23 protein-coding genes and 1 pseudogene are annotated in these 21,380 nt (G+C 63.6%); 13 read left to right on the top strand and 11 right to left on the bottom strand.

Annotated features, from left to right (window positions below; genetic code table 11):
- Nucleotides 1-61: 61 nt before the first annotated feature.
- Nucleotides 62-1,276: an NADP-dependent isocitrate dehydrogenase gene (locus AYJ54_RS25970; protein ID WP_063703298.1), complete on the bottom strand. Its 1,215-nt coding sequence runs from the start codon at nt 1,274-1,276 to the stop codon at nt 62-64.
- 341 nt (nt 1,277-1,617) lie between these two features.
- Here AYJ54_RS25970 and AYJ54_RS25965 point away from each other — a divergent pair, with 341 nt between their 5' ends.
- The 3 genes from AYJ54_RS25965 to cynS all read left to right on the top strand — a co-directional run bounded on the left by AYJ54_RS25965 (nt 1,618) and on the right by cynS (nt 4,773).
- Nucleotides 1,618-2,817: a TrmJ/YjtD family RNA methyltransferase gene (locus tag AYJ54_RS25965; protein ID WP_063703296.1), complete on the top strand. Its 1,200-nt coding sequence runs from the start codon at nt 1,618-1,620 to the stop codon at nt 2,815-2,817.
- Between the two features lie 89 nt (nt 2,818-2,906).
- Nucleotides 2,907-4,166, top strand: coding sequence for a tetratricopeptide repeat protein (locus tag AYJ54_RS25960; protein WP_063703294.1), 1,260 nt, complete (start codon nt 2,907-2,909; stop codon nt 4,164-4,166).
- A gap of 118 nt (nt 4,167-4,284) precedes the next feature.
- Nucleotides 4,285-4,773, top strand: a complete 489-nt coding sequence (gene cynS / locus AYJ54_RS25955; RefSeq protein ID WP_063703292.1) for a cyanase — start codon at nt 4,285-4,287, stop codon at nt 4,771-4,773.
- Nucleotides 4,774-4,879: 106 nt separating this feature from the next.
- Here cynS and purB read toward each other — a convergent pair whose 3' ends face one another.
- Nucleotides 4,880-6,310, bottom strand: a complete 1,431-nt coding sequence (purB, locus tag AYJ54_RS25950) for an adenylosuccinate lyase (RefSeq protein ID WP_082905854.1) — start codon at nt 6,308-6,310, stop codon at nt 4,880-4,882.
- Nucleotides 6,311-6,476: 166 nt separating this feature from the next.
- The gene (locus AYJ54_RS25945) at nt 6,477-6,800 is read right to left on the bottom strand and encodes a DUF1476 domain-containing protein (protein WP_063703290.1); all 324 of its coding nucleotides are present in this window, start codon (nt 6,798-6,800) and stop codon (nt 6,477-6,479) included.
- Nucleotides 6,801-7,111: 311 nt separating this feature from the next.
- On the opposite strand from AYJ54_RS25945, the gene purC reads away from it, so the two are divergent.
- Together purC and purS are read left to right on the top strand one after the other, a co-directional pair.
- Complete coding sequence (gene purC, locus AYJ54_RS25940; protein WP_008974302.1) at nt 7,112-7,879, top strand: phosphoribosylaminoimidazolesuccinocarboxamide synthase; 768 nt, start codon at nt 7,112-7,114, stop codon at nt 7,877-7,879.
- 14 nt (nt 7,880-7,893) lie between these two features.
- Nucleotides 7,894-8,133 carry a phosphoribosylformylglycinamidine synthase subunit PurS gene (gene purS, locus AYJ54_RS25935; RefSeq protein ID WP_063703289.1) on the top strand — a complete coding sequence of 80 codons (240 nt, stop codon included), beginning with the start codon at nt 7,894-7,896 and terminating at the stop codon, nt 8,131-8,133.
- A gap of 22 nt (nt 8,134-8,155) precedes the next feature.
- On the opposite strand, the pseudogene AYJ54_RS52755 reads toward purS, so the two are convergent.
- Together AYJ54_RS52755 and AYJ54_RS52750 are read right to left on the bottom strand one after the other, a co-directional pair.
- Nucleotides 8,156-8,473, bottom strand: a pseudogene (locus AYJ54_RS52755) (CorA family divalent cation transporter); the annotation flags it as partial.
- A 22-nt stretch (nt 8,474-8,495) separates the two neighbouring features.
- The gene (locus AYJ54_RS52750; protein ID WP_245329125.1) at nt 8,496-8,666 is read right to left on the bottom strand and encodes a hypothetical protein; all 171 of its coding nucleotides are present in this window, start codon (nt 8,664-8,666) and stop codon (nt 8,496-8,498) included.
- A gap of 165 nt (nt 8,667-8,831) precedes the next feature.
- On the opposite strand from AYJ54_RS52750, the gene purQ reads away from it, so the two are divergent.
- Both purQ and AYJ54_RS25920 read left to right on the top strand, forming a co-directional pair.
- Nucleotides 8,832-9,533 carry a phosphoribosylformylglycinamidine synthase subunit PurQ gene (purQ, locus tag AYJ54_RS25925; RefSeq protein WP_063703287.1) on the top strand — a complete coding sequence of 234 codons (702 nt, stop codon included), beginning with the start codon at nt 8,832-8,834 and terminating at the stop codon, nt 9,531-9,533.
- Nucleotides 9,530-10,504, top strand: coding sequence for a tripartite tricarboxylate transporter substrate binding protein BugD (locus AYJ54_RS25920; protein WP_063703285.1), 975 nt, complete (start codon nt 9,530-9,532; stop codon nt 10,502-10,504). The genes purQ and AYJ54_RS25920 overlap by 4 nt, the downstream gene beginning before the upstream one ends.
- Nucleotides 10,505-10,513: 9 nt before the next feature.
- Here the strand turns inward: AYJ54_RS25920 and AYJ54_RS25915 are convergent, their stop codons facing one another.
- Complete coding sequence (locus AYJ54_RS25915) at nt 10,514-11,479, bottom strand: DMT family transporter (RefSeq protein WP_063703284.1); 966 nt, start codon at nt 11,477-11,479, stop codon at nt 10,514-10,516.
- A gap of 75 nt (nt 11,480-11,554) precedes the next feature.
- Entirely contained in the window at nt 11,555-12,034 is a 480-nt protein-coding gene (locus tag AYJ54_RS25910) for a PaaI family thioesterase (RefSeq protein ID WP_063703282.1), read from the bottom strand.
- 182 nt (nt 12,035-12,216) lie between these two features.
- Between AYJ54_RS25910 and purL the strand changes: the two genes are divergently transcribed.
- Nucleotides 12,217-14,430: a phosphoribosylformylglycinamidine synthase subunit PurL gene (gene purL, locus AYJ54_RS25905; protein ID WP_063703398.1), complete on the top strand. Its 2,214-nt coding sequence runs from the start codon at nt 12,217-12,219 to the stop codon at nt 14,428-14,430.
- Between the two features lie 122 nt (nt 14,431-14,552).
- Here the strand turns inward: purL and AYJ54_RS25900 are convergent, their stop codons facing one another.
- Nucleotides 14,553-15,743: an acyltransferase family protein gene (locus AYJ54_RS25900; RefSeq protein WP_063703279.1), complete on the bottom strand. Its 1,191-nt coding sequence runs from the start codon at nt 15,741-15,743 to the stop codon at nt 14,553-14,555.
- 183 nt (nt 15,744-15,926) lie between these two features.
- On the opposite strand from AYJ54_RS25900, the gene AYJ54_RS25895 reads away from it, so the two are divergent.
- Nucleotides 15,927-16,100, top strand: coding sequence for a DUF1328 domain-containing protein (locus tag AYJ54_RS25895; RefSeq protein ID WP_082905856.1), 174 nt, complete (start codon nt 15,927-15,929; stop codon nt 16,098-16,100).
- Between the two features lie 100 nt (nt 16,101-16,200).
- Here AYJ54_RS25895 and AYJ54_RS25890 read toward each other — a convergent pair whose 3' ends face one another.
- Complete coding sequence (locus AYJ54_RS25890) at nt 16,201-16,560, bottom strand: DUF427 domain-containing protein (protein ID WP_063703276.1); 360 nt, start codon at nt 16,558-16,560, stop codon at nt 16,201-16,203.
- Nucleotides 16,561-16,747: 187 nt separating this feature from the next.
- On the opposite strand from AYJ54_RS25890, the gene AYJ54_RS25885 reads away from it, so the two are divergent.
- From AYJ54_RS25885 to AYJ54_RS25875, 3 genes are read left to right on the top strand one after another with little or no spacing between them, the layout of a single operon-like run.
- Entirely contained in the window at nt 16,748-16,984 is a 237-nt protein-coding gene (locus AYJ54_RS25885) for a BolA family protein (protein ID WP_063703274.1), read from the top strand.
- Nucleotides 16,985-17,018: 34 nt separating this feature from the next.
- Nucleotides 17,019-18,212, top strand: a complete 1,194-nt coding sequence (locus AYJ54_RS25880) for a low temperature requirement protein A (RefSeq protein WP_063703396.1) — start codon at nt 17,019-17,021, stop codon at nt 18,210-18,212.
- A gap of 58 nt (nt 18,213-18,270) precedes the next feature.
- Entirely contained in the window at nt 18,271-18,462 is a 192-nt protein-coding gene (locus AYJ54_RS25875; RefSeq protein ID WP_063703272.1) for a hypothetical protein, read from the top strand.
- A gap of 23 nt (nt 18,463-18,485) precedes the next feature.
- Here AYJ54_RS25875 and egtD read toward each other — a convergent pair whose 3' ends face one another.
- Together egtD and egtB are read right to left on the bottom strand one after the other, a co-directional pair.
- Nucleotides 18,486-19,457, bottom strand: a complete 972-nt coding sequence (gene egtD / locus AYJ54_RS25870) for an L-histidine N(alpha)-methyltransferase (RefSeq protein WP_063703234.1) — start codon at nt 19,455-19,457, stop codon at nt 18,486-18,488.
- Between the two features lie 51 nt (nt 19,458-19,508).
- The gene (gene egtB, locus AYJ54_RS25865) at nt 19,509-20,807 is read right to left on the bottom strand and encodes an ergothioneine biosynthesis protein EgtB (RefSeq protein WP_063703232.1); all 1,299 of its coding nucleotides are present in this window, start codon (nt 20,805-20,807) and stop codon (nt 19,509-19,511) included.
- A gap of 238 nt (nt 20,808-21,045) precedes the next feature.
- Between egtB and grxD the strand changes: the two genes are divergently transcribed.
- The gene (gene grxD / locus AYJ54_RS25860) at nt 21,046-21,378 is read left to right on the top strand and encodes a Grx4 family monothiol glutaredoxin (protein WP_063703230.1); all 333 of its coding nucleotides are present in this window, start codon (nt 21,046-21,048) and stop codon (nt 21,376-21,378) included.
- The last annotated feature ends 2 nt before the right edge of the window (nt 21,379-21,380 follow it).

The following is a 21,380-nucleotide window of genomic DNA, read 5'->3' as shown; positions in this document are numbered from 1 at the left end:
CGCGTTTTGGCGCGGCCCGTGATGATGTCCGACCCAGTCGGGCGGAAATGCGGATGGCAGCTTATGCCGCCAGCGCCTTCGTCAGGTTCTCGGCGACCTTGTCGAGGAAGCCGGTGGTCGAGAGCCAGCGCTGGTCGGCACCGACGAGGAGCGCGAGGTCCTTGGTCATGTAGCCGTCTTCGACAGTGTCGACGCAGACCTTCTCCAGGGTGGAGGCGAACTTCGCGAGCTCCGGATTGTTGTCGAGCTTGGCGCGGTGGGCGAGACCACGGGTCCAGGCGAAGATCGACGCGATCGAGTTGGTCGAGGTCTCCTTGCCCTTCTGGTGCTCGCGGTAGTGGCGGGTCACCGTGCCGTGGGCGGCTTCGGCTTCCACTGTCTTGCCGTCGGGCGTGAGCAGCACCGAGGTCATCAGGCCGAGCGAGCCGTAGCCCTGCGCGACCGTGTCGGACTGCACGTCGCCGTCGTAGTTCTTACAGGCCCAGACGTAGCCGCCGGACCACTTCAGCGCCGAGGCCACCATGTCGTCGATCAGGCGGTGCTCGTAGGTCAGGCCCTTGGCGTCGAATTCCTTCTTGAACTCGCGGTCGAAGATGTCCTGGAAGATGTCCTTGAAGCGGCCGTCATAGACCTTGAGGATGGTGTTCTTGGTCGAGAGATAGACCGGGTAGTTGCGCATCAGGCCGTAGTTGAACGATGCGCGGGCGAAGTCGATGATGGAGTCGTCGAGATTGTACATCTCCATGGCGACGCCGGCGCCGGGGGCCTTGAACACTTCCTTCTCGATCACGGTGCCGTCCTCGCCGACGAACTTCAGCGAGAGGGTGCCCTTGCCCGGGAACTTGATGTCGGTGGCGCGGTACTGGTCGCCATAGGCGTGGCGGCCGATGATGATCGGCTTGGTCCAGCCGGGAACGAGGCGCGGTACGTTCTTGCAGATGATCGGCTCGCGGAAGATCACGCCGCCGAGGATGTTGCGGATGGTGCCGTTCGGCGACTTCCACATCTGCTTGAGGTTGAACTCCTTCACCCGGGCCTCGTCCGGGGTAATGGTGGCGCACTTGACGCCAACACCGACCTTCTTGACGGCTTCGGCGGCGTCGATGGTCACCTGATCATTGGTCTTGTCGCGGTACTCCATCCCCAGGTCGAAATAGAGCAGTTGGACATCGAGGAACGGGTTGATCAGCTTGTCCTTGATGTACTGCCAGATGATCCGGGTCATCTCGTCGCCATCGAGTTCGACGACGGGGTTGGTCACCTTGATTTTTGCCATGATCGGGGAAGCCTCTTGGGAACGGCGCTTTCGGCGCGCCAGCTGGAATGTCCGGGGCCTCATAGCATCGGGACGCGGCGGGCGAAAGCCAAGTGATTATGCACTTTTAGCTCATCCAGCTTCCGCAGATGGGGAGCCGCGGCCCGCCGTCCGGCCGGGCCGGCGGTAAAGTTTCAGGCGAGATTCAAAAGCCGATTCTAACCCCGTTATTTCCCTTGAGAATTTTGTCAGGACAGGCAAACGACGGACGGACGGGACGGAGCCGGCCGCGGAGGCCTGCTTGATCAATTCCTTGGAGTGCCTGCGCAAGGCCTTGAGAACCAGCGTGAAAGCAAAACGAGATGTCGGGGACTGACAAGAGCAAGCCGGGACTCGCCCTCGAGGGTCCCATCGTGATCCTGGTCGAGCCGCAGCTCGGCGAGAATATCGGCATGGCGGCCCGCGCCATGGGCAACTTCGCCCTGAGCCGCTTGCGCATCGTCAACCCGCGCGACGGCTGGCCCAACATCGCAGCCCAGCGTGCCGCGGCCGGCGCTGACCACATCCTGGAGCGGGTCGAGCTGTTCGACACGGTCGAGCAGGCGGTGGCCGATCTCGACCTGCTGTTCGCCACCTCCGCCCGGGCCCATGACCAGGCGAAGCCCGTCGTCGGCCCGGAAGCGGCGACGACCGAGATCGCCGGCCATCTCGCCATCGGCGGAAAGGCCGGCATCCTCTTTGGCCGCGAGCGCTGGGGACTGACCAACGAGGAGGTCGCGCTCGCCAACCGGATCATCACCTTCCCGGTCAATCCGGGCTTTGCCTCGCTGAATCTCGCGCAGGCGGTGCTGCTCGTCGGCTACGAATGGTTCAAGCTGATGACAGCGGGCACGCTGCCGCACGGCATGCCCGAGCGCTCGGAGCGCGCCTCGCAGCATCAGATGCAGGCCTTCTTCGAGAACCTCGTGCGCGAGCTCGACCGGGTCGAGTTCTTACGTCCCGCCGAGAAGCGCGACACCATGCTGGTCAACCTGCGCAACATCTTCACCCGTATGGAGCCGACCAAGCAGGACATGCACACCCTGCACGGCGTGGTGATGGCGATCGCCGAGGGACGCAAGGGCCCGGCCAAGGGCGGCGTGCTCGACGGCGACCAGGCAACGCGGCTGCGCGCGCTTCTGGCCGAGCACGGGCAGGGCGGCGGGGTGCCCGACAGCGGCTCTACCGTGCGCGGGCTCGCGCGCCTGCTCCGCCGCAACCCGACCGATGCCGAGCGCCTGCTCTGGCAGGCGCTCACGCGCGACCGCCGCTTCGCCGGCCAGTTCAAGCGCCAGACCCCGGTCGGCCGCCACATCCCGGACTTCGTCTCCTTTCCGCACCGGATCGCGATCGAGCTGGTGAATCCGGGCGAGAGCGAGACCGTCGTCGCCGACCGCGCGGCGCGGCGGGCGTGGCTGGAGGCGCGGGATTATCGCGTGCTGGAGATTCGCGCCGCGGACGTGGAGCGCGGTCTGGAAGCCGAGCTGGTGCGGCTGCAGGGGATGATGTCGCAGGCGACCTGACCCCGATCTGTCCGGTAGCCGACAACCAAGGGCTGTGCAAGGGCGCTTCCGGTTGCTATGACGAGGCGTTTGAAATCACCGGGGGCTCCATGATCGGAAGGGTAGGCCGCACGCTTTCGAGCGCGGCAGCGACGCTGGCGATGATCACGCTTATTTCGCCTGCTGCCGCAAACTCTGCTGACGAACGGAAGTGCAGTGCCCTGACCCAAGTCTCACCCGACGAGCGAATTGCGGCCTGCACTTCGCTACTCCAGCCGGGCAAGTACGGCCGGCAGAGTACTGCTCGAGTGTACTTCAACCGCGGCAGTGCGAACCACGCCAAAGGCGAGTACGGGCTTGCCATCGCAGACTACAGCGCGGCGATCGAAATCGATCCGACGAACAAACTCGCCTACTACTGCCGAGCGGTCGCGTATTATCATCTCGGCAATCTTGACCGCGCCCATGCTGACTTTGATCGCGCTATTCAGTTGAACCCAAGGAATCGGATTGCCTACTACGCTCGGGGTCTCATCTATTCAAGAAAGGGAGACTACGACAGGGCGATTGGCGACTACACGCGGGCGGTGCAACTCGGATCTCAGGCTGAGGCGATTCAGAAGAATCACAATAAGCCAAATCGCAAGGGCGGCGATCTTGTCGCTCGTGCCGCCGGAGACGACGTAGCGAGCGAGTTGGACGCAATCGACGGGCGTATATTTCTGGCGCGCGGCGCCACGTACAATGAAAAGGGGGATATAGACCACGCAATTGATGACTACGATGAGGCGATTCGGATCAACGCGAAAGATAAGGACGCGTTCGACTACCGGGCCAGCGCATACAACGCGAAAGGCGATTTCGCCCGCGCAATTGTCGACTCCGATCGGGCGATCCAATTGGACCCGGAAGATGCGCGCGCCTATCGGTCGCGGGCGATTGCCCACTTTCAGAGCGGTTCACTTGCCAAAGCTCTTGCGGATATTGATCGATCAACTTCGCTCGACCCCAAGGATGCTTACGCTGCGTTGTGGCGCGAGATCGTCAGCAAGCGCAGCGGAACGCCGGGCGAACTCGATGAGGCCGCGAAACTGCTCGACACGTCGCGTTGGCCCGCGCCCATCGTTCGGTTCTTCCTAGGAGAGATGACTTTCGAGGCTTTGCGCAAATCAGCGCAAGACGACTCCGCGCGGAAAACGAAAGGTCAGGTCTGCGAGGCGAATTTCTATTCTGCTGAGCTCGCCTTGCAGCGCGGCTCCAAGGAAGACGCGCTGCGGTTGCTTGAGCTGGCAGCGGCCGATTGTCCGAAGACCTTCGTTGAAAGCCGGGCCGCGGACGTCGAACTGAAAGCGCTGAGGGCGAATCCCTGACCGCTGGCTGGCACGTTTCGTGCAATCCAACGCGACACGAAACGACGTTGCTTCTATCCTGCTTCCCGGAGGGGAACGGACTGACGCGACACAATGGTTAGCCAAGGGAGACCCTGACATGAAACGCGAAGACCTCACCGAAAAGCTGCTCGACATCAAGCGCGAGAAGGGCTGGAGCTGGAAATACATCTGCGAGAAGATCGGTGGCTATTCCGAGGTGCTGATCGTCGGTGCCATCCTCGGCCAGATGAAGCTGACCAAGCCGCAGGCTGCCAACGCCGGCGAGCTGTTCGGCCTGTCGAAGGCCGAGACCGCCATGCTCAACGAGGTGCCGATGCGCGGCACCGGCACGCCGATGCCGCCGACGGATCCGCTGATCTACCGCTTCTATGAAATGGTGATGGTCAACGGTCCGGCCTGGAAGGCGCTGATCGAGGAGGAGTTCGGCGACGGCATCATGTCGGCGATCGACTTCGACATGGGGATCGAGCGTGTTGCCAATCCGAAGGGCGACCGCGTCAAGATCACCATGAGCGGCAAGTTCCTGCCGTACAAATATTACGGCGCCAGCGGCAACGTGCCGGACTACGGCTTCAAGGAGGAGTGAGGGGAGGTCGAATGGCGCGTAGCGAATGGAATCATCCTCATTCGCTGCTCACTGTTCGCTCCAGTGAATGCTTCACGCCGTGGGCCCCTTCGGGCTCGCCTCGACATCACAGGATCGCGCCTGGCGTGTAGCTGGCCGCTTCAGGCTTGGCCTGGACCAGAGCGTCGACTTGCTCGGCGAAGTGATCGACCTGAGCGCCGGCGTCGCCGGAATTGGCGCGACCGTGATCGAGCACGCGCTGCAGGTCGGCTTCGCTCAAGCCAAGACGCTGGTCGGCGGCGAGACGCTGCAGCAGATCGTTCTGCACGATCTTGCCGGTGCGCAGGTCGCGAATGGCAGTGACGGCATGTTCCTTGATCGCCTCGTGTGCGCCTTCACGGCCGGCACCCTTCTTCACCGCTTCCATCATGACCGTGGTGGTCAGCAGGAAGGGCAGGTAACGGTTGAGTTCGGTCGCAACGACGGCTTCGAACACTTCCATCTGATCGAGCACGGAGAGCAAGGTTTCGAGCAGGCCATCCATCGCGAGAAAGGCGTCCGGCAGCATCACGCGGCGGACAACGGAGCAGGAGACGTCACCTTCGTTCCACTGATCACCGGCGAGTCCGGAGGCCATCGCGAGATAGCCCTTCAACACCACATGCAGGCCGTTGATGCGCTCGCAGGAGCGGCTGTTCATCTTGTGCGGCATGGCGGAGGAGCCAACCTGGCCTTTGGCGAAGCCTTCGCTGGCGAGTTCATGGCCCGCCATCAGACGCATGGTCTTGGCGAAGCTGCCGGGACCGCTGGCGAGCTCGGTGAGCAAGCTGACCGCACGGAAGTCGAGGCTGCGCGGATACACCTGGCCAACGGCATCAAGGGCCTTCGGCAGGCCGAGGTGAACGAGAATGCGTTGTTCAAGCGCGCGTGCCTTGCCGGCATCGCCATTGAACAGGGTGATCTGATCGAGACGCGTGCCCACTGCGCCCTTCAAGCCGCGAGCGGGATAGGTTTGCAGCACGTTGACCAGGCTCTGATGCGCCAACAGCATCTCTTCACCAAACATGGCGATGCGCTTGCCAAGCGTCGTGACCTGCGCGGCCACGTTGTGCGTGCGCGCAGTGAACGGGATGTCGCGCAATTGCCGAGCGTGCTTCGCAAAACGGATGAGCGCGGCAATGCTCTTGGTCTCGATGAGCTGCAGCCCGCGGTAGACCTGTAGTTGCTCCACGTTCTCGGTGAGGTCGCGGCTGGTCATGCCCTTGTGCAGGTGCTCATGACCGGCAAGATCGCAAAACTCCTCGATGCGCGCCTTCACGTCGTGGCGGGTGACGCGCTCGCGCCGCATGATGGACTCCAGGTTGATCTGGTCCTTCACGCGCTCGTAGCTTTCGATCACGCCATCGGGCACCGGGATACCGAGATCGCGCTGGCCCTTCAGTACGGCGATCCAGTAGTCGCGTTCGAGGCGAACCTTGCCTTCGCCGCTCCAGATGGCGCGCATGGCGGGTGAAGCGTAGCGTTCGGCGAGAACGTTGGAGATGTGATCCTGGGGCATGGTCCCGCTCTCTTGGCATTGCCTGAGGCTGGCTGCAAGTCCGGGAGCTGTTATGGATCGGCGAGAGTGATTACCCCCCGTCCGTGGGACTTCAAGGGCGCGAATAGCGAGATAGCGCGGAGCGAATGGAGCAAACCTCCATCCGCCACTCGCTATTCGCCAGGCCTCAAGTGCCGGCCTTCACCTGGGCCACCGCCTGCGCCAGCAGTTCGTCCATCTTGGTGCGGACGTCGCGCTCGGTGACGGCATTGCCCTTGGCGGTGAGGTCCCGCAAGACTTTGTGCAGCACGTCGTTGTCCCCGGCTTCCTCGAAGTCGGCGGCGACCACCTCCTTGGCATAGGCGGTGGCCGCATCCCCGGTGATACCGAGCTTTTCGGCCGCCCACAGGCCGAGCAGCCGGTTGCGGCGGGCTTCGGCCTTGAATTTCTGCTCCTCATCAAGGGCGAATTTCTTCTCGAAACCTTCCTCGCGCTTGTCGAACGTGTTCATGCCTCTCTTCCAATTCCCTGCTGAATCGACGTCCGGGCCCTCGTTGCGGCGGCCCCGGCGGATGCCTAGATAGAGGGCACGAATCGGCAAAACAACGAGCCGTTAAGCCGCAGGCAAGACGGTATAAGTTGGCGCCGGACGGTCGGATCGATTGTGCTGGGACAGCCAATCGGATAGGTTGCCTAAAGGCTTGGTTCCCGTTCTGTTTCCACGGGTTCCATGCCGTTCACGGCAGCTCCGCTGTGGGTCGTAATCCTAATCAACCGGAGCACACCAAATTCATGGATTTCAACAAAACACGGTACATCCCCATGAGCCGTCGGCGTCGCATTTATGAAGGCAAGGCAAAGGTCCTCTACGAAGGTCCGGAGCCGGGCACCCTGATCCAGCACTTCAAGGATGACGCCACCGCGTTCAATGCAAAGAAGCATCAGGTGATCGAGGGCAAGGGCGTCCTCAATAACCGGATCTCGGAGTACCTGTTTCAGCACCTCAACGACATCGGGGTGCCGACCCATTTCATCCGCCGCCTCAACATGCGCGAGCAGCTGATTCGCGAGGTCGAGATCGTGCCGCTGGAAGTGGTGGTGCGGAACGTCGCCGCCGGCTCGCTGTCGCAGCGCCTCGGCATCGAGGAGGGCACGCAGCTGCCGCGCTCGATCATCGAATTCTACTACAAGAACGACCAGCTCAACGACCCCATGGTGTCGGAAGAGCACATCACCGCCTTCGGCTGGGCGACGCCGCAGGAGATCGACGACATCATGGCGCTCGCCATCCGCGTCAACGACTTCCTCACCGGCCTCTTCCTCGGCATCGGCATCCGCCTCGTCGACTTCAAGATGGAGTGCGGGCGGCTGTTCGAGAACGAAATGATGCGGATCATCGTCGCCGACGAGATATCGCCGGACTCCTGCCGTCTCTGGGACATCAAGTCGAACGAGAAGCTCGACAAGGATCGCTTCCGCCGCGACCTCGGCGGCCTGCTCGAGGCCTATACCGAAGTCGCAAAACGCCTCGGCATCCTGATGGAAAACGAGCGTCCGGCGGGCTCCGGCCCGGTGCTGGTGAAGAGCTGAGAGAGGATTTCGACGTGAAGGCACGAGTTACCGTTACCTTGAAGACGGGCATCCTCGATCCGCAGGGCAAGGCCATCGAAGGCGCGCTGAAATCGCTTGGCGTCGACGCCGTCGCCAGCGTCCGCCAGGGCAAGGTGTTCGACATCGAGCTCGCCGGCGCGGACAAGGCCAAGGCGGAGGCCGTGTTGAAAGAGGCTGCTGACAAGCTGCTCGCCAACACCGTGATCGAGAACTATCGCGTCGAGATCGTGTAGCTTTCGCGCCGCCGCCCGGGTGTCACAGCCACCCGGCGCGGCGGAAGCGCAAATAGAGCGCGATGCATGAGATCGCCATTACGCTCAGCAGCAGGTAATAGCCGTACTCCCACTGCAGCTCCGGCATGTTCTTGAAGTTCATGCCGTAGATGCCGGCCAGCGCGGTCGGGATGGCGAGGATCGCAAGCCACGAGGCGAGCTTCTTCGAGACTGCGGTCTCCTGCGCCTGGCCGACCAGCAGGCTCGCCTCGAACGCGAAGGCGAGCACTTCGCGCATGGAATCGATGCGCTCCTGGATATTGCGGACGTGATCGGTGACGTCGCGGAACAGCGGCTGCATGGTCGGGCGCACCATCGAGAGCTCATCGTGCCAGGCCGATCCAGACGACGTGCCCGGGCTTTGCCCGCCAGCTCGAGGCCTCGCTGATGGCGATATTGGCGACGCGACGGCCGTCGACATAGGCGCCAGCCGCGACGACGCCCTCAGTGGAGACCGGTTCAGCTGGGGAAGTTGGCGAGGACGGGACATTCATGGCTGCAATCCCGGGCAGATCGTTCGGCCAAGTGGCCGGTTATGGCCTGTGCACAAAGCCGTCTGCTGAGGCTAGCACTGGTAAAATCCCCGTCAAATGGTTATGTCTGCTGGCGATTTGGCCGTCGCGCCAGCCCGATTCCAATTCTCGCCCGGAACTTAAGCCATGAAAGCCGCCATCCTCGTCTTTCCCGGAATCAATCGCGACCGCGATATGGCGCGTGCGCTGAAGCTGATCTCGGGACACGAGCCCGCGATGGTGTGGCATGCCGAGACTTCGCTGCCGGCTGGAACTGATCTCGTGGTGGTGCCCGGCGGCTTCTCTTATGGCGACTATTTGCGTTGTGGTGCCATCGCAGCGCGCGCGCCGGTGATGGATGCGGTGCGCGATTACGCGGCCAAGGGTGGCCTCGTGCTCGGCGTGTGCAACGGCTTCCAGATCCTTTGCGAGTCCGGCCTGTTGCCGGGCGTCTTGATGCGCAATGCGCGGCTGAAATTCATCTGCCATGACGTGCATCTGCGCGTCGAACGCTCCGACACGCCGTTCACCCGCGGCTACAATGCGGGGCAGGTGATCCGCGTGCCGGTCGCCCATGGCGAAGGCAACTACGAGGCGGATGAGGAGACCATCAAGCGCCTCGAAGGCGAGGGCCGGGTGCTCTATCGCTACTGCTCGGCCGACGGCGTGGTGGATGAAGCCCACAATATCAACGGCGCCGCGCAATCGATTGCCGGCATCGTCAACGACAAGGGCAACGTGCTCGGCATGATGCCTCACCCCGAAAATCACGTCGAGGACATCATGGGCTGCACCGATGGTCGCGGCCTGTTCGCCGGCCTGGTCCAGCACCTGGAAAAGGCCGCGTGATTTCATTCATGTTGAAGCGGCTGTCGGCTGCGATCGCGGTCGCTCTCCTCGCGAGCGCGGCGCACGCGCAGGATTTCCCCAAGCGTCCGATCACGATGATCGTGCCGTTCGCGGCCGGCGGCACGTCGGACGTGATCGCGCGCACCGTTGCCGAGCAGATGGGAATCGCGCTCGGCCAGACCATCGTGATCGAGAACGTCGCGGGCGCCGGCGGATCGACCGCGCTGGCGCGCGCCTCCCGCGCCGAGCCGGACGGCTATACGATCGCGATCGGCAACGCCGGCACGAACGCCGCCACCTACACGATCTATCCAAAACTCCCGTTCACGCCGGACTCCTTCGTGCCGATCGCCATGGTGGCGAAGACCTTCGGCATCATCGCCCTGCGCAAGGATTTTCCGGCGAAGGACCTGAAGGAGTTCATCGCTTACGCCAAGGCCAATCCCGGCAAGATCAACCTCGGCCATGCCGGCGTCGGGTCTTCGAACTACCTGATCTGCAAGAGCTTCGTGACCGCGGCCGGGATCGACGCGACGCTGGTCGGCTATCGTGGCGCCGCGCCCGCGCTCACCGACGCGATCGGCGGCCAGATCGACGGCGTCTGCGATGCCGCCGCGTCCGTCTCGCAGTCGATCAACGAGAAGCTGGTGAAGGGACTGGTGGTCGGTTCGACCGTGCGGCTGGCCACGCTGCCCGATCTGCCGACATCGGCGGAGGCGGGCCGGCCCGAATTCGAGGCGCAGGGCTGGAACGGCCTGTTCGCGCCGAAAGGCACGCCGCCGGCGGTGACCGCCAAGCTCAATGCGGCTGCGCGCACCGCGGTGGAGACCGACGCGGTGAAGAAGCGCTTTGTCGATCTGTCGACCGTTGCGCCTGACGCCGACGAGCACACACCGGAGGTGCTCCAGCAGCTCGTGACGCGCGACGTCGAGAAGTACCGGAAATTGCTCGTGGACGACGCCAAGCAGTAGCGCTTCGCGCTACCGCAGCTTCAGCCGCTCGGCCGGCACCGTCATGGCGGCAACGCCGGCCATGACCAGCAGCAGTCCCAGCGCCAGGTTCGACGGCACGCTCTCGCCGAGCAGCACCACCGACAACCCGACGCCGATCGGAATGCGCAGATAGCCCTGTGCATTCGTGGTCAGCGTGCCGAGCCGGCTTAGGCACATGTAGAACAGCATCAGCCCCAGGGCACTGGAGACGATCCCCATCACGATGGTGGCGACGATCGCCTGCGGCGTCGGATGCAGCGTCCAGGGCTGGTCGATGATGAGCGAGGGCGGCAGCAGCACGAGCCCGCCGAACAGGAGCGACCCGGCCGCCACCACCATCGGATCGTAGTCGGACAGCCGCAGCCCGAAGATCGTCGCGCAGGCGAAGGAGATGGTGGCGAGCAGGATCGCGATCTCTGCCACGATCTCGCTGCCGAAGCCGCGCAGCGCGTCGAGGCCGACGATCGCGACGGTGCCGGCGAGGCCCAGGATCGCCCCCGCGAGCTTCAGCAGCGTTGCCGGCTCATGCCGCGTGATCAGCGACGTGATCAGGAAGGCGAAGATCGGCGTCGTCGAGGCCAGCACCACCGTGTTGGACGCCGGCACATATTGCTGCGACCAGGTGATGATCAGGAACGGGAAGGTCGAGTTGATCAATTGCTGGGTCGCGAACAGCTTCCGGGCTTTTGCGTCCGTCGGGATCCTGACGCCGCGCATCCGCAAGATGGCGAACAGGAAGGCGGCGGCGATCAGCGAGCGCGCCGAGATGAAGGTGATCGGCGGGATCGTGTCGAGCGCGAGCTTGGCCAGGGGATAGGTGGAGCTCCAGCAGCAGGCGAGCGCGAGCAGCAGCGCATAGTCGCGCCAGTCGCGCGCGGCACCCGCTGCGATGGTCGGTAAAGGCGTTGGCGCAGGTGCCGCGGTGCGACCCGTCCCCGATGTGCTCTGCGGCACCTTTTGCTTGCTCCCCGGCGCGAAAGCGCCCCGCCCAAGTCTGGGCGAGGGCGCGCCAAAAGGGAAGGCGCGGAGCTATGCGTTTGGCTGTGGTGGCGGCTTCCGCTTCACCCGCTTGATCGTGCCGGAGAAGGTGAACAGCGGTCGCTCGCCGGACGTCATCTTGCCACGCAGGAAGATCAGCGAGCCGCCGGCGCGGGAGACTTCCCCCGTGCATTCGATCAGCTCGCCCTCGCGTGCCGCGTCGAGGAATTCGCAGGCGAAATTGGTCGTCACCGCCGGCCCGTCCAGCTCATGGGTGGCGATCGCGAACAGGCAGTAGTCGGCAAACGCCATGAAGCATCCGCCATGGACGTTCCTGGCGCCATTGAGGTGCTTTTTCTCGACCCGGAAGGCACAGCGGACGCTGCCGTCCTCCTCGATCTTGTGCCAGAACGGGCCGATATGGCTCTCAAAACTGTCGCGAATCCAGGTCCGCCAGCCCTTGAATTCCCCCTCCGTCGCGATGTGCAGGTCGGGCCGACGGGGCGGGGTCGCTTTGGTCAGTTCGTGCAAGGAAATGGGCCTTCAATTACGAGTGTTTTGCCCTTAAATCCGATCCGTCAGCGCCTTGCAATTGCCGTTCCCGCGGACCCCGGCTGCAAAACTTGGGACAGCGGTAAAATGCGCCATAAAGGGCTTTTCGCAGGCTCCTGATGTTCCTAAGAACGGCCAACCTCGCCGAAAGCCCCGAATCCATGTCGAAGAACGAACCCAAGATCACCCCCGAACTGGTTGCCGCCCACGGGCTCAAGCCCGACGAGTATGAGCACATCCTGAAGCTGATCGGGCGGGAGCCGACCTTCACCGAGCTCGGCATCTTCTCGGCGATGTGGAACGAGCACTGCTCGTACAAGTCCTCGCGCATCCACCTGCGCGGACTGCCGACCAACGCGCCCTGGGTGATCCAGGGGCCCGGCGAGAACGCCGGCGTGATCGACATCGGCGACGGCCAGGCCGTGGTCTTCAAGATGGAGAGCCACAACCACCCGAGCTACATCGAGCCCTACCAGGGCGCGACCACCGGCGTCGGCGGCATCCTGCGTGACGTCTTCACCATGGGCGCCCGGCCGATCGCCTGCCTCAACGCGCTCAGCTTCGGCGCGCCCGAACATGCCAGGACCCGGCATCTCGTCTCCGGCGTCGTCGCCGGCATTGGCGGCTACGGCAATTCCTTCGGCGTGCCGACGGTCGGCGGCCAGGTGCGCTTCCACACCCGCTATGACGGCAACATCCTCGTCAATGCGATGGCCGTGGGCCTCGCCGACGCCGACAAGATTTTCTATGCGGCCGCCTCCGGCGTGAACATGCCGATCGTCTATCTCGGCTCCAAGACCGGCCGCGACGGCATCCATGGCGCCTCGATGGCCTCGGCCGAGTTCGACGACAATTCCGAAGAGAAGCGCCCGACCGTGCAGGTCGGCGATCCCTTCGCCGAGAAGCTGCTGCTCGAGGCCTGCCTCGAGATCATGGAGAAGGGCTGCGTCATCGCGATCCAGGACATGGGCGCGGCGGGCCTGACCTGCTCGGCGGTCGAGATGGGCGCCAAGGGCGATCTCGGCGTCGATCTCGATCTCGACGCGGTGCCAACTCGCGAGACCGGCATGAGCGCCTACGAGATGATGCTCTCGGAGAGCCAGGAGCGCATGCTCATGGTGCTCAAGCCCGAGAAGGAGAAGGAAGCCGAGGCGATCTTCAAGAAATGGGGGCTCGATTTCGCCGTGGTCGGCTACACCACGCCGAGCAAGCGCTTCGTGGTCAAGCATGGCGGCGACGTGATGGCCGATCTGCCGATCAAGGAGCTCGGCGACGAGGCGCCGGTCTATGACCGGCCGCATGTCGCGTCCGCGGCCCTGCCGGTCGTGCACGCCCGCGACGTGCCGGCGCCGATGGGCCTCGGTGCCGCGCTGGAGAAGCTGATCGGTACGCCCGACCTGTGCAGCAAGCGCTGGGTCTGGGAGCAGTACGACCACGTCATCCTCGGCAACACCGTTCAGCGTCCCGGCGGCGATGCCGCCGTCGTGCGCGTGCAGGACGGGCCGAAGGGGCTCGCGCTGACCGTCGACGTCACACCGCGCTACTGCGAGGCCGATCCGTTCGAGGGCGGCAAGCAGGCGGTGGCGGAAGCCTGGCGCAACATCACCGCCGTCGGCGGCAAGCCGCTCGCGATCACCGACAATCTCAACTTCGGCAATCCGGAGCGGCCCGAGATCATGGGCCAGTTCGTCGGCTGCCTGAAGGGCATCTCGGAGGCTTGCCGCACGCTCGACTTCCCGGTCGTGTCCGGCAACGTCTCGCTCTACAACGAGACCAACGGCCGCGCGATCCTGCCGACGCCCTCGATCGGCGGCGTCGGCCTGCTCGACGACTTCACCAAGTCGGCTTCGCTCGCCTTCAAGGCCGAGGGCGAGGCGATCCTCCTGATCGGGGAAACACACGGCTGGCTCGGCCAGTCCGTGTACCTGCGCGACATCTGCGGTCGCGAGGAGGGCGCGCCGCCGCCGGTCGATCTCGCCGCCGAGAAGCGCAACGGTGACGTCGTGCGCGGCATGATCCATGCGGGCACCGCGACCGCGGCGCACGACCTCTCCGACGGCGGCCTGCTGGTCGCGCTTGCGGAGATGGCGATGGCGAGCGGCATCGGCGCGCGGCTCTTGGCGGCACCGGCCGCGCTCATCTCGCAGGCGTACTGGTTTGGCGAGGATCAGGCGCGCTATCTCGTCACCGTGCCGGAGGCGGAAGCCGGTCGCGTGCTCGCCAAGATGCGCGGCTGCGAGGTGCCTTGCGCCCGGATCGGCACCACCGGCGGCGATGCGATTGCGATCGCAGGCGAAGCACCGGTTTCAATCGACGCGCTGCGCAAGTCGTTCGAGCGCTGGCTGCCGGAGTACATGAGCGGCAAGGCGGCGTAAGCAGCTTCCACATTCTCAGACCCGTAGCCCGGATGGAGCGCAGCGTAATCCGGGACTGTACTAACGGCGAGAGACCCCGGATTTCGCTGCGCTCCATCCGGGCTACGGATCAACTTGTCGCGTCACAGCACCTTCGTTGCCCCGGGGATCTGGCGCAAGGCGCGCGTTAGCGCCCAACTGAACGCGACTGTCAGCACGAACCCGATCGTCGCCTTGACGATCGCTGGCAGGTCATAGTCGAACAGCCAGTATTGCAGCCAAAGCGCGATCGGGTAGTGCACCAAAAACATGCCGTAGGCGTCCGCCTGCATCGGATCGAGTAGCTTGGCTGAGCCTGATTGTCTGAACCTCTGGAAAAAGGCCAGGATCAGAAACATGATGGCCACGCTGAAGACAGCGAAGCAGAGGGCATAGAGCCCCTCATACCAGTTCGGCAGCGGCGACGGATTTCCCAGTATTTCGCGCTTGATGAAGATCAGCACCCAGAGCAGGCAATACGGAACGATCGCCAAGACCATCCAGTCCCAGCTGACCTTCGCCATCCGGCCGTCTGCCGCGAGCAGGCCGCGATCCAGATTCGCGACGCCGATGCCGGCACCGAAAAAGAAGTAGCTCGCATAGAGCATCACGCGCCCGTGCTGCACCGAGAACGGCCCGAATTCGAACCAGCTGCTTGGTCCATAACGCATCAGCCCGGGGACATAGAACGCTGCGGTGACGGCAAGCATGACCGCGAAGAACACGGCGGGCCGGCGGCGACCGTGCAGCGAGAGGCGGTTGATCGGATCGAGTAGGTTGGGTGACAGCCGATGCAATATGCAAGCCACCACGTCGAAGCCGAGCAGGACCCAAAGGAACCAGATCGGCCCGCTCGGCCACGGGCCCTTCGTGACCATATTCCACCAGTATTCCGAAAAGCCGATCTCGGGATGCTGCCGGAGCGAGATGGCGTAGTAGGCGAGCGGAATGATCGTGAATGCGCAGATCACGAACGGCAGGCCAAGCCGAAGCAGGCGATCTGTCAAATAGTTCAGCGGTCCCTTGCGGGCGATGCCCGACCACGCAAACAAGCCCGACAGGAAGAAGAACATCGCCATGAAGAAGCTGTCGGTGGCCAGGACGATCATGTCGAAGCCGAAGAAGAATTTCGGGTCGGTATGACCGAAGTAAGTATAGGGGATGACGGCATGGTGCAGCAGCACCACCAGCGTCAGGAAGGTGCGGGCGCGGTCGAGCGACAGGTTGCGCGCCCTGCTCTTTGGTGCAGCGTGAACGTCCGCGCCGACCGTTGCTGAATGTGAGATCGTGATCATGGTCGCCCCGGTTGCGTCCCTGTCCCAGCCAAACTGTGCCGCCGGGAACCGGATTCAGCAAGGGCAGTTTACGCCACCGCATCGCTCTCAGGGAGGCTCAGGAACCAGTCCCGTGTCGCGAAGTTAGGGTTCACGGAATGGTTGAGGGCCGTCAAGGGCGGCACTGAGGTGTCGGAGCTGGCGATGACAATCCTGAAATGGGCGCTGATCTTCCTGCTGATCTCGATCGTGGCCGGCGTGCTCGGCTTTACCGGCATCTCGGCCACCTCCGCCGACATCGCCCGCTTCCTGTTCTACATCTTCGTCGCGATCTTCCTGGTGCTTCTGGTGCTGGGACTCACGATATTCAGGGCGTAGCTCCATGTGTCATTCCGGGATGGTGCGTCAGCACCAGACCCGGAATCTCGAGATTCCGGGTTCGGTCCTGCGGACCGCCCCGGAATGACGTACTCTCCAGCTACCCCACTTCCTCGATCTTCACCTTGTCCGGATAGAAGGCGAGATGGCCGGAGATCTCCGCCATCGCGGGGAAGGGCGTTTCGTAGGTCCAGATCGCATTGTCGAGCGTCTTGCCGTCGGCCTTGACGCTGTAATAGCTCGCGTCGCCCTTGTAGGGGCAATGGGTGACGCGGTCGGTGCGCTCGAGCAGCGCCATGTTGGTGTCCTCCCGCGGTACGTATTGCACCGCCGGATATTTCGCCTCCTTCAGCGTCAGCGCCTTGGTGGTATCCGCGATCACGATGTCGCCGGCCGTCACGCGGACGCGCCGGGGGTTTTGGGTGATGGTGATGGGATGGTCGGGGCCCGGAAGCTTCATGATTTCACGCCTTTTCGATCAATCTGCCGCGCGCGGCACTATGTCGTGCCTTTATCCTGGTCGGATCAGGGATATAGTGCCTCAAAGCGTGACCTAGAAGACCGTTCACGCTAAGTTTCGCCCAGCCGGTACCGGGGACCCCGGCAGTGATTCGAAGCCGAACGAGACCAGAAGGAGCGAGACTCGAATGCCAATGGACGCCCGCGATATCGAGGCGATGATCAAGGCAGCGATCCCCGACGCCGAGGTAACCATCCGTGACCTCGCCGGCGACGGCGACCACTATGCCGCGACCGTGATCTCGGAATCCTTCCGCGGCAAGTCCCGCGTCCAGCAGCACCAGATCGTCTATCAGTCGCTGCGCGGCCAGATGGGCGGCGTGCTGCATGCCCTGGCGCTGCAGACCGGGGTGCCAGGAAGCTGACGACGGGCTGAGCTTTCTCGCGCAGGGGATGAAGATGGCTGCGGACAATCCTCGCGGCGCGATGTTTCGTGTCATCGTGCCGAACCAGCACAGCCGCGTCACCTATGCCGAGCTGTTCTTCGACCTCGTCTTCGTCTTCGCGGTCACGCAAATCTCGCACACGCTCCTGCACCACTTCACACCGCCCGGGGCGGTGCACGTCACGCTGCTGTTTCTCGCGGTGTGGTGGGTGTGGGTCTACACCACCTGGGTCACCAACTGGCTCAATCCCGAGCTGACGCCGGTCCGGATCCTGCTCTTTGTGATGATGTTGGGCGGACTCGTGCTGTCGACGACGATCCCGACGGCATTCGAAGGGCGCGGCCTGTGGTTTGCGATCGCCTATGCGACCATGCAGGTCGGACGCACGGCGTTCTGGCTGCTCGCAACTCCGCCACACCGTGTCGCGGTGCGGCACAACGCCATCCGGATTCTGGTCTGGCTGTCCGGCTCCGCGATCTTCTGGATCCTCGGAGGCTTCGCGGAAGGGGAGACCAGGCTGTGGCTCTGGATCGTCGCGCTGACGATCGAATACCTGTCGCCCGCGGTTCGCTTCTGGGTCCCGAAGCTGGGTTTCTCGTCGGTCGAGGCCTGGGCCGTCGAAGGCGGTCACATGGCCGAACGTTGCGCCGGCTTCATCATCATCGCGCTCGGGGAGGCCGTCGTCGTCAACGGCGCGACCTTCGCCGAGCTGGACTGGACCGCGGACAACATTCTCGCCTTCGTCTCGGCGCTCGTCGGCAGTATCGCGATGTGGTGGGTCTATTTCCACAAGGGCGCGGAGGCCGGCTCCGAGCTGATCTCGAAGGCTGCCGAATCCGGCCGCCTGGCGCGGCTCGCCTACACCTATCTTCACATGCCGATCGTCGCCGGCATCATCCTGACCGCGGTCTCGGACGAATTGGTGCTGAAGCACCCGACCGGCCACTCCGACATCCGGACCATCGTGAGCACGATCGGCGGGCCGCTGGTGTTCCTGGTCGGCACGATCCTGTTCAAGCATTCGATCCGCGGCTTCCTCCAGCTCTCGCACGGCATCGGCATCATCCTGCTGCTCGTGCTGAGCTGGTTTGCAGCGGATCTCTCCCCGTTATGGCTGTCGATCGCGACGAGCGCGATCATGATCGTGGTCGCGGTGTGGGAGTCAGTGTCGCTGGGGTCGACGCCGAAAGAGGCCGAGGAACATTGAACCGCCGGCTGCGGTAGGGCGTCTAACGACGGAGCTCCAGGACTTTGCGATCAAGACTGTGAGCCAGAAGCCGGATGCCGCCGTCCTCGCCGTGAAGCTCAGCTATCGCAAGCTCTACCACCGGCCGGGACCGCCGGCCGTCGTGACCTACGACTTCGTTCGCGAGGAGGAGGGCTGGCGGATCGACAATATCCGCACCAAGGAATGGTCGGTGCGGGACATGCTGACGCAATGGCTGAAGGACACCTGATGGCCCGTTCGGCCGCAGGGAGCTTACGCCGCGGCTTCCAATGCGTGAACCGAGAACATCCTCGCTTCATCCGTCCAGGTCTCGCGCACCCGCCAGCCGGCACCCTGCGCCAGCGCCGCGAAGCGTTCGAGGCTGTATTTGTAGCTGTTCTCGGTGTGGATGCTTTCGCCGGGGCGGAACGAGAAGCTCGTCCCCAGCATGCGCACGGTCTGGCTCTTCTTACTGATCAGGTGCATCTCGATGCGGTGCCGCTCGCGATCGTAAATTGCGCGATGAGTGAAGGCGGAGAGGTCGAAATTGCCGCCGAGTTCGCGGTTGATGCGCACCAGCACATTGAGGTTGAAGCGTGCGGTGACGCCAGCGGCATCGTTATAGGCGTCGTGGAGCACCCGCTCGTCCTTCTCGAGATCGGCGCCGATGATCATCAGCGCGCCGTCGCCCAGAATCTCGCGCGCGCTCTTAAGGAAGGCCCGAGCTTCGTGCGGCTCGAAATTGCCGATGGTCGAGCCGGGGAAGAAGCCGACCTTGGGCATTGATGCGACGGCCTTGGGCAGCTCGAACGGCGTGGTGAAATCGGCTGCTACCGGATAGATGCCGAGCGAAGGGAAGTCTCGCTTCAGACCATTCGCCTGCGCCTTGAGGAAGTCGCCGGAGATGTCGACCGGCACATAGGCTGCGAACTTGCAGTGGTTGAGCAGCAGGCGGACTTTCGTCGTCGCGCCCGCACCGAACTCGACCAGCGCCGCAAGCTCGGGAATGATCGCCGCGATCTCGCGGCCGCGCTCCCTCAGGATCGCAAGCTCGGTCCGCGTCGGATAGTATTCCGGCAGGCGTGTGATGGCTTCGAACAGTTCAGATCCGGTCGCGTCGTAGAAATATTTCGGCGATAGCCGTTTGGGCTGCTGCGACAGATCCTCGATGGCCTCGCGGGCAAAGGCGGTGGTCTGATCGTCGGGCAGATGGGCTTCGGCCAAGGCGCTGCCGTGCACATTCATGATACTCTCCTGAACGCGCTGTCCGGCGCGCGGTTGTCGTCGGATGAGAACTCAGTCGTAGTCGGCGAGCCGCAATCCCGTGAATTGCCAGCGATGGTGGGGATAGAAGAAGTTGCGATAGGTGATACGGCTGTGCCCGCTTGGGGTTGCAAGCGAGGAGCCGCGCAGCACGAGCTGGTTGACCATGAACTTGCCGTTGTACTCGCCGAGCGCGCCTTCGATCGCGCGATAGCCTGGGTAGGGCGAATATGAGCTGCGGGTCCATTGCCAGACGATGCCGAAGGCGTCGTTGAGCTGGCCGGCGCGGGCGGCGACCTCCCACTCCATCTCGGTCGGCAGATGTTTTCCCGCCCAGCGCGCGAACGCATCCGCCTCGTAGTAGCTGACGTGGCAGACGGGTGCGTCGGGATCGACCGGCTTGAGGCCGGCCAGGGTCATGACATGCCATTGACCACCGACCTCGCGCCAATGACCCGGCGCGTCCCAGCCCTCATTATTGACGGTAGCAAACCCGTCCATCAGCCACAGCGTTGCGGTCCGATAGCTGCCGTCGCGCATGAAGGCGAGCCATTCGCCATTGGTGACGAGGTTGCGCGCGATCCTGACCGGGCCGACGAGCGCGCGATGCGCGGGCTTCTCGTTGTCGAAGTGGAAGCTGTCGCTGGCGTGCCCGATGCTGTGGATGCCCTCGTTGAGCGTCAGCCAATCCTCGCCCGTCCGCGTCGAGGCCGGGAAGCGCCAGTCCGGATCGTAGGCCGGAAGGACCGGATTTTGCGCAAACGCGTGCAGGATGTCCGTGAACATCAATTCCTGATGCTGCTGCTCATGATTGAGCCCGACCTCGACCAGCGGCGCGATTGCGCGCAGCTTATCCGCATCGGCTTCGCGGAAGAATTTCACGACGGCCGCATCGACGTATTTGCGATAGGCGCCGACCTGATCGGCGCTCGGCCGCGTGATGTCGCCACGGCGGTGCCGGGCGTGACGAGGCCCGGCGCTGACGTAATAAGAATTGAACAGAAACGCGAAGTCGGGATGGAAGGGCCGGTAGTCCGGACAGTGCTCGCTGAGCAGAAACTGCTCGAAGAACCAGGTAGTATGCGCCCGGTGCCATTTCGCGGGGCTGGCGTCCGGCATGGACTGGATCTGCTGGTCCTCCGGCGAGAGGGGCGCGGCTCGGCGCTCCGTCTCGTTGCGCACGGTGAGAAAAGCATCTTCCAGCGCCCGGGCGAGGCCGCCCGAGCCGGACACCAGTGACGAAAGCGGGTCGGTGGCCGTGGCGGAGGCTTGTTTCGTCACGTTTTTCTCCAGACAGGACAAGAGAACGTTGTTGGCGTAGCCCGGTTCCAAAATTCAGGTTCGTCCTAGATAGGGCCTCCGTTACGGGATAAAAGTCCTCCCCGGCGATGATATTAGCGTCATCAGCCCATCGCCCGGACGGGCTCCGGAGGGGGGCCTGGAGCCTCGTCGCCGCCATTTTACTTTGGATGCACAATAGTTTGGGCTACATATATAGGCAGGTATCGGGTTAAATCGGCTGAGCCGCCCGAAGCGATTATTGAGGGCTCCGCCCCAGAAGGACACGGATATGAGCATCGAGGAATTCATCGACAACGAAGTGAAGTCGAACGACGTGGTTCTGTTCATGAAGGGCACGCCGCAGTTTCCGCAGTGCGGTTTTTCCGGCCAGGTCGTCCAGATCCTCGACCATCTCGGGGTTGGCTATAAGGGCCTCAACGTCCTCGAATCCGCCGAGCTGCGCAACGGCATCAAGGTCTACTCGAACTGGCCGACCATCCCGCAGCTCTATGTGAAGGGCGAATTCGTCGGTGGCTGCGACATCGTCCGCGAGATGTTCCAGGCCGGCGAATTGCAGCAGCTCTTCTCCGACAAGGGCGTCGCGGTCAACGCCGCGGCCTGACG

The organism is Bradyrhizobium centrolobii (genome assembly GCF_001641635.1).
Lineage (GTDB): Bacteria > Pseudomonadota > Alphaproteobacteria > Rhizobiales > Xanthobacteraceae > Bradyrhizobium > Bradyrhizobium centrolobii.
The sequence above is the reverse complement of the archived record's forward strand: the minus strand, read 5'-3'. Positions and strand labels throughout refer to the sequence as shown.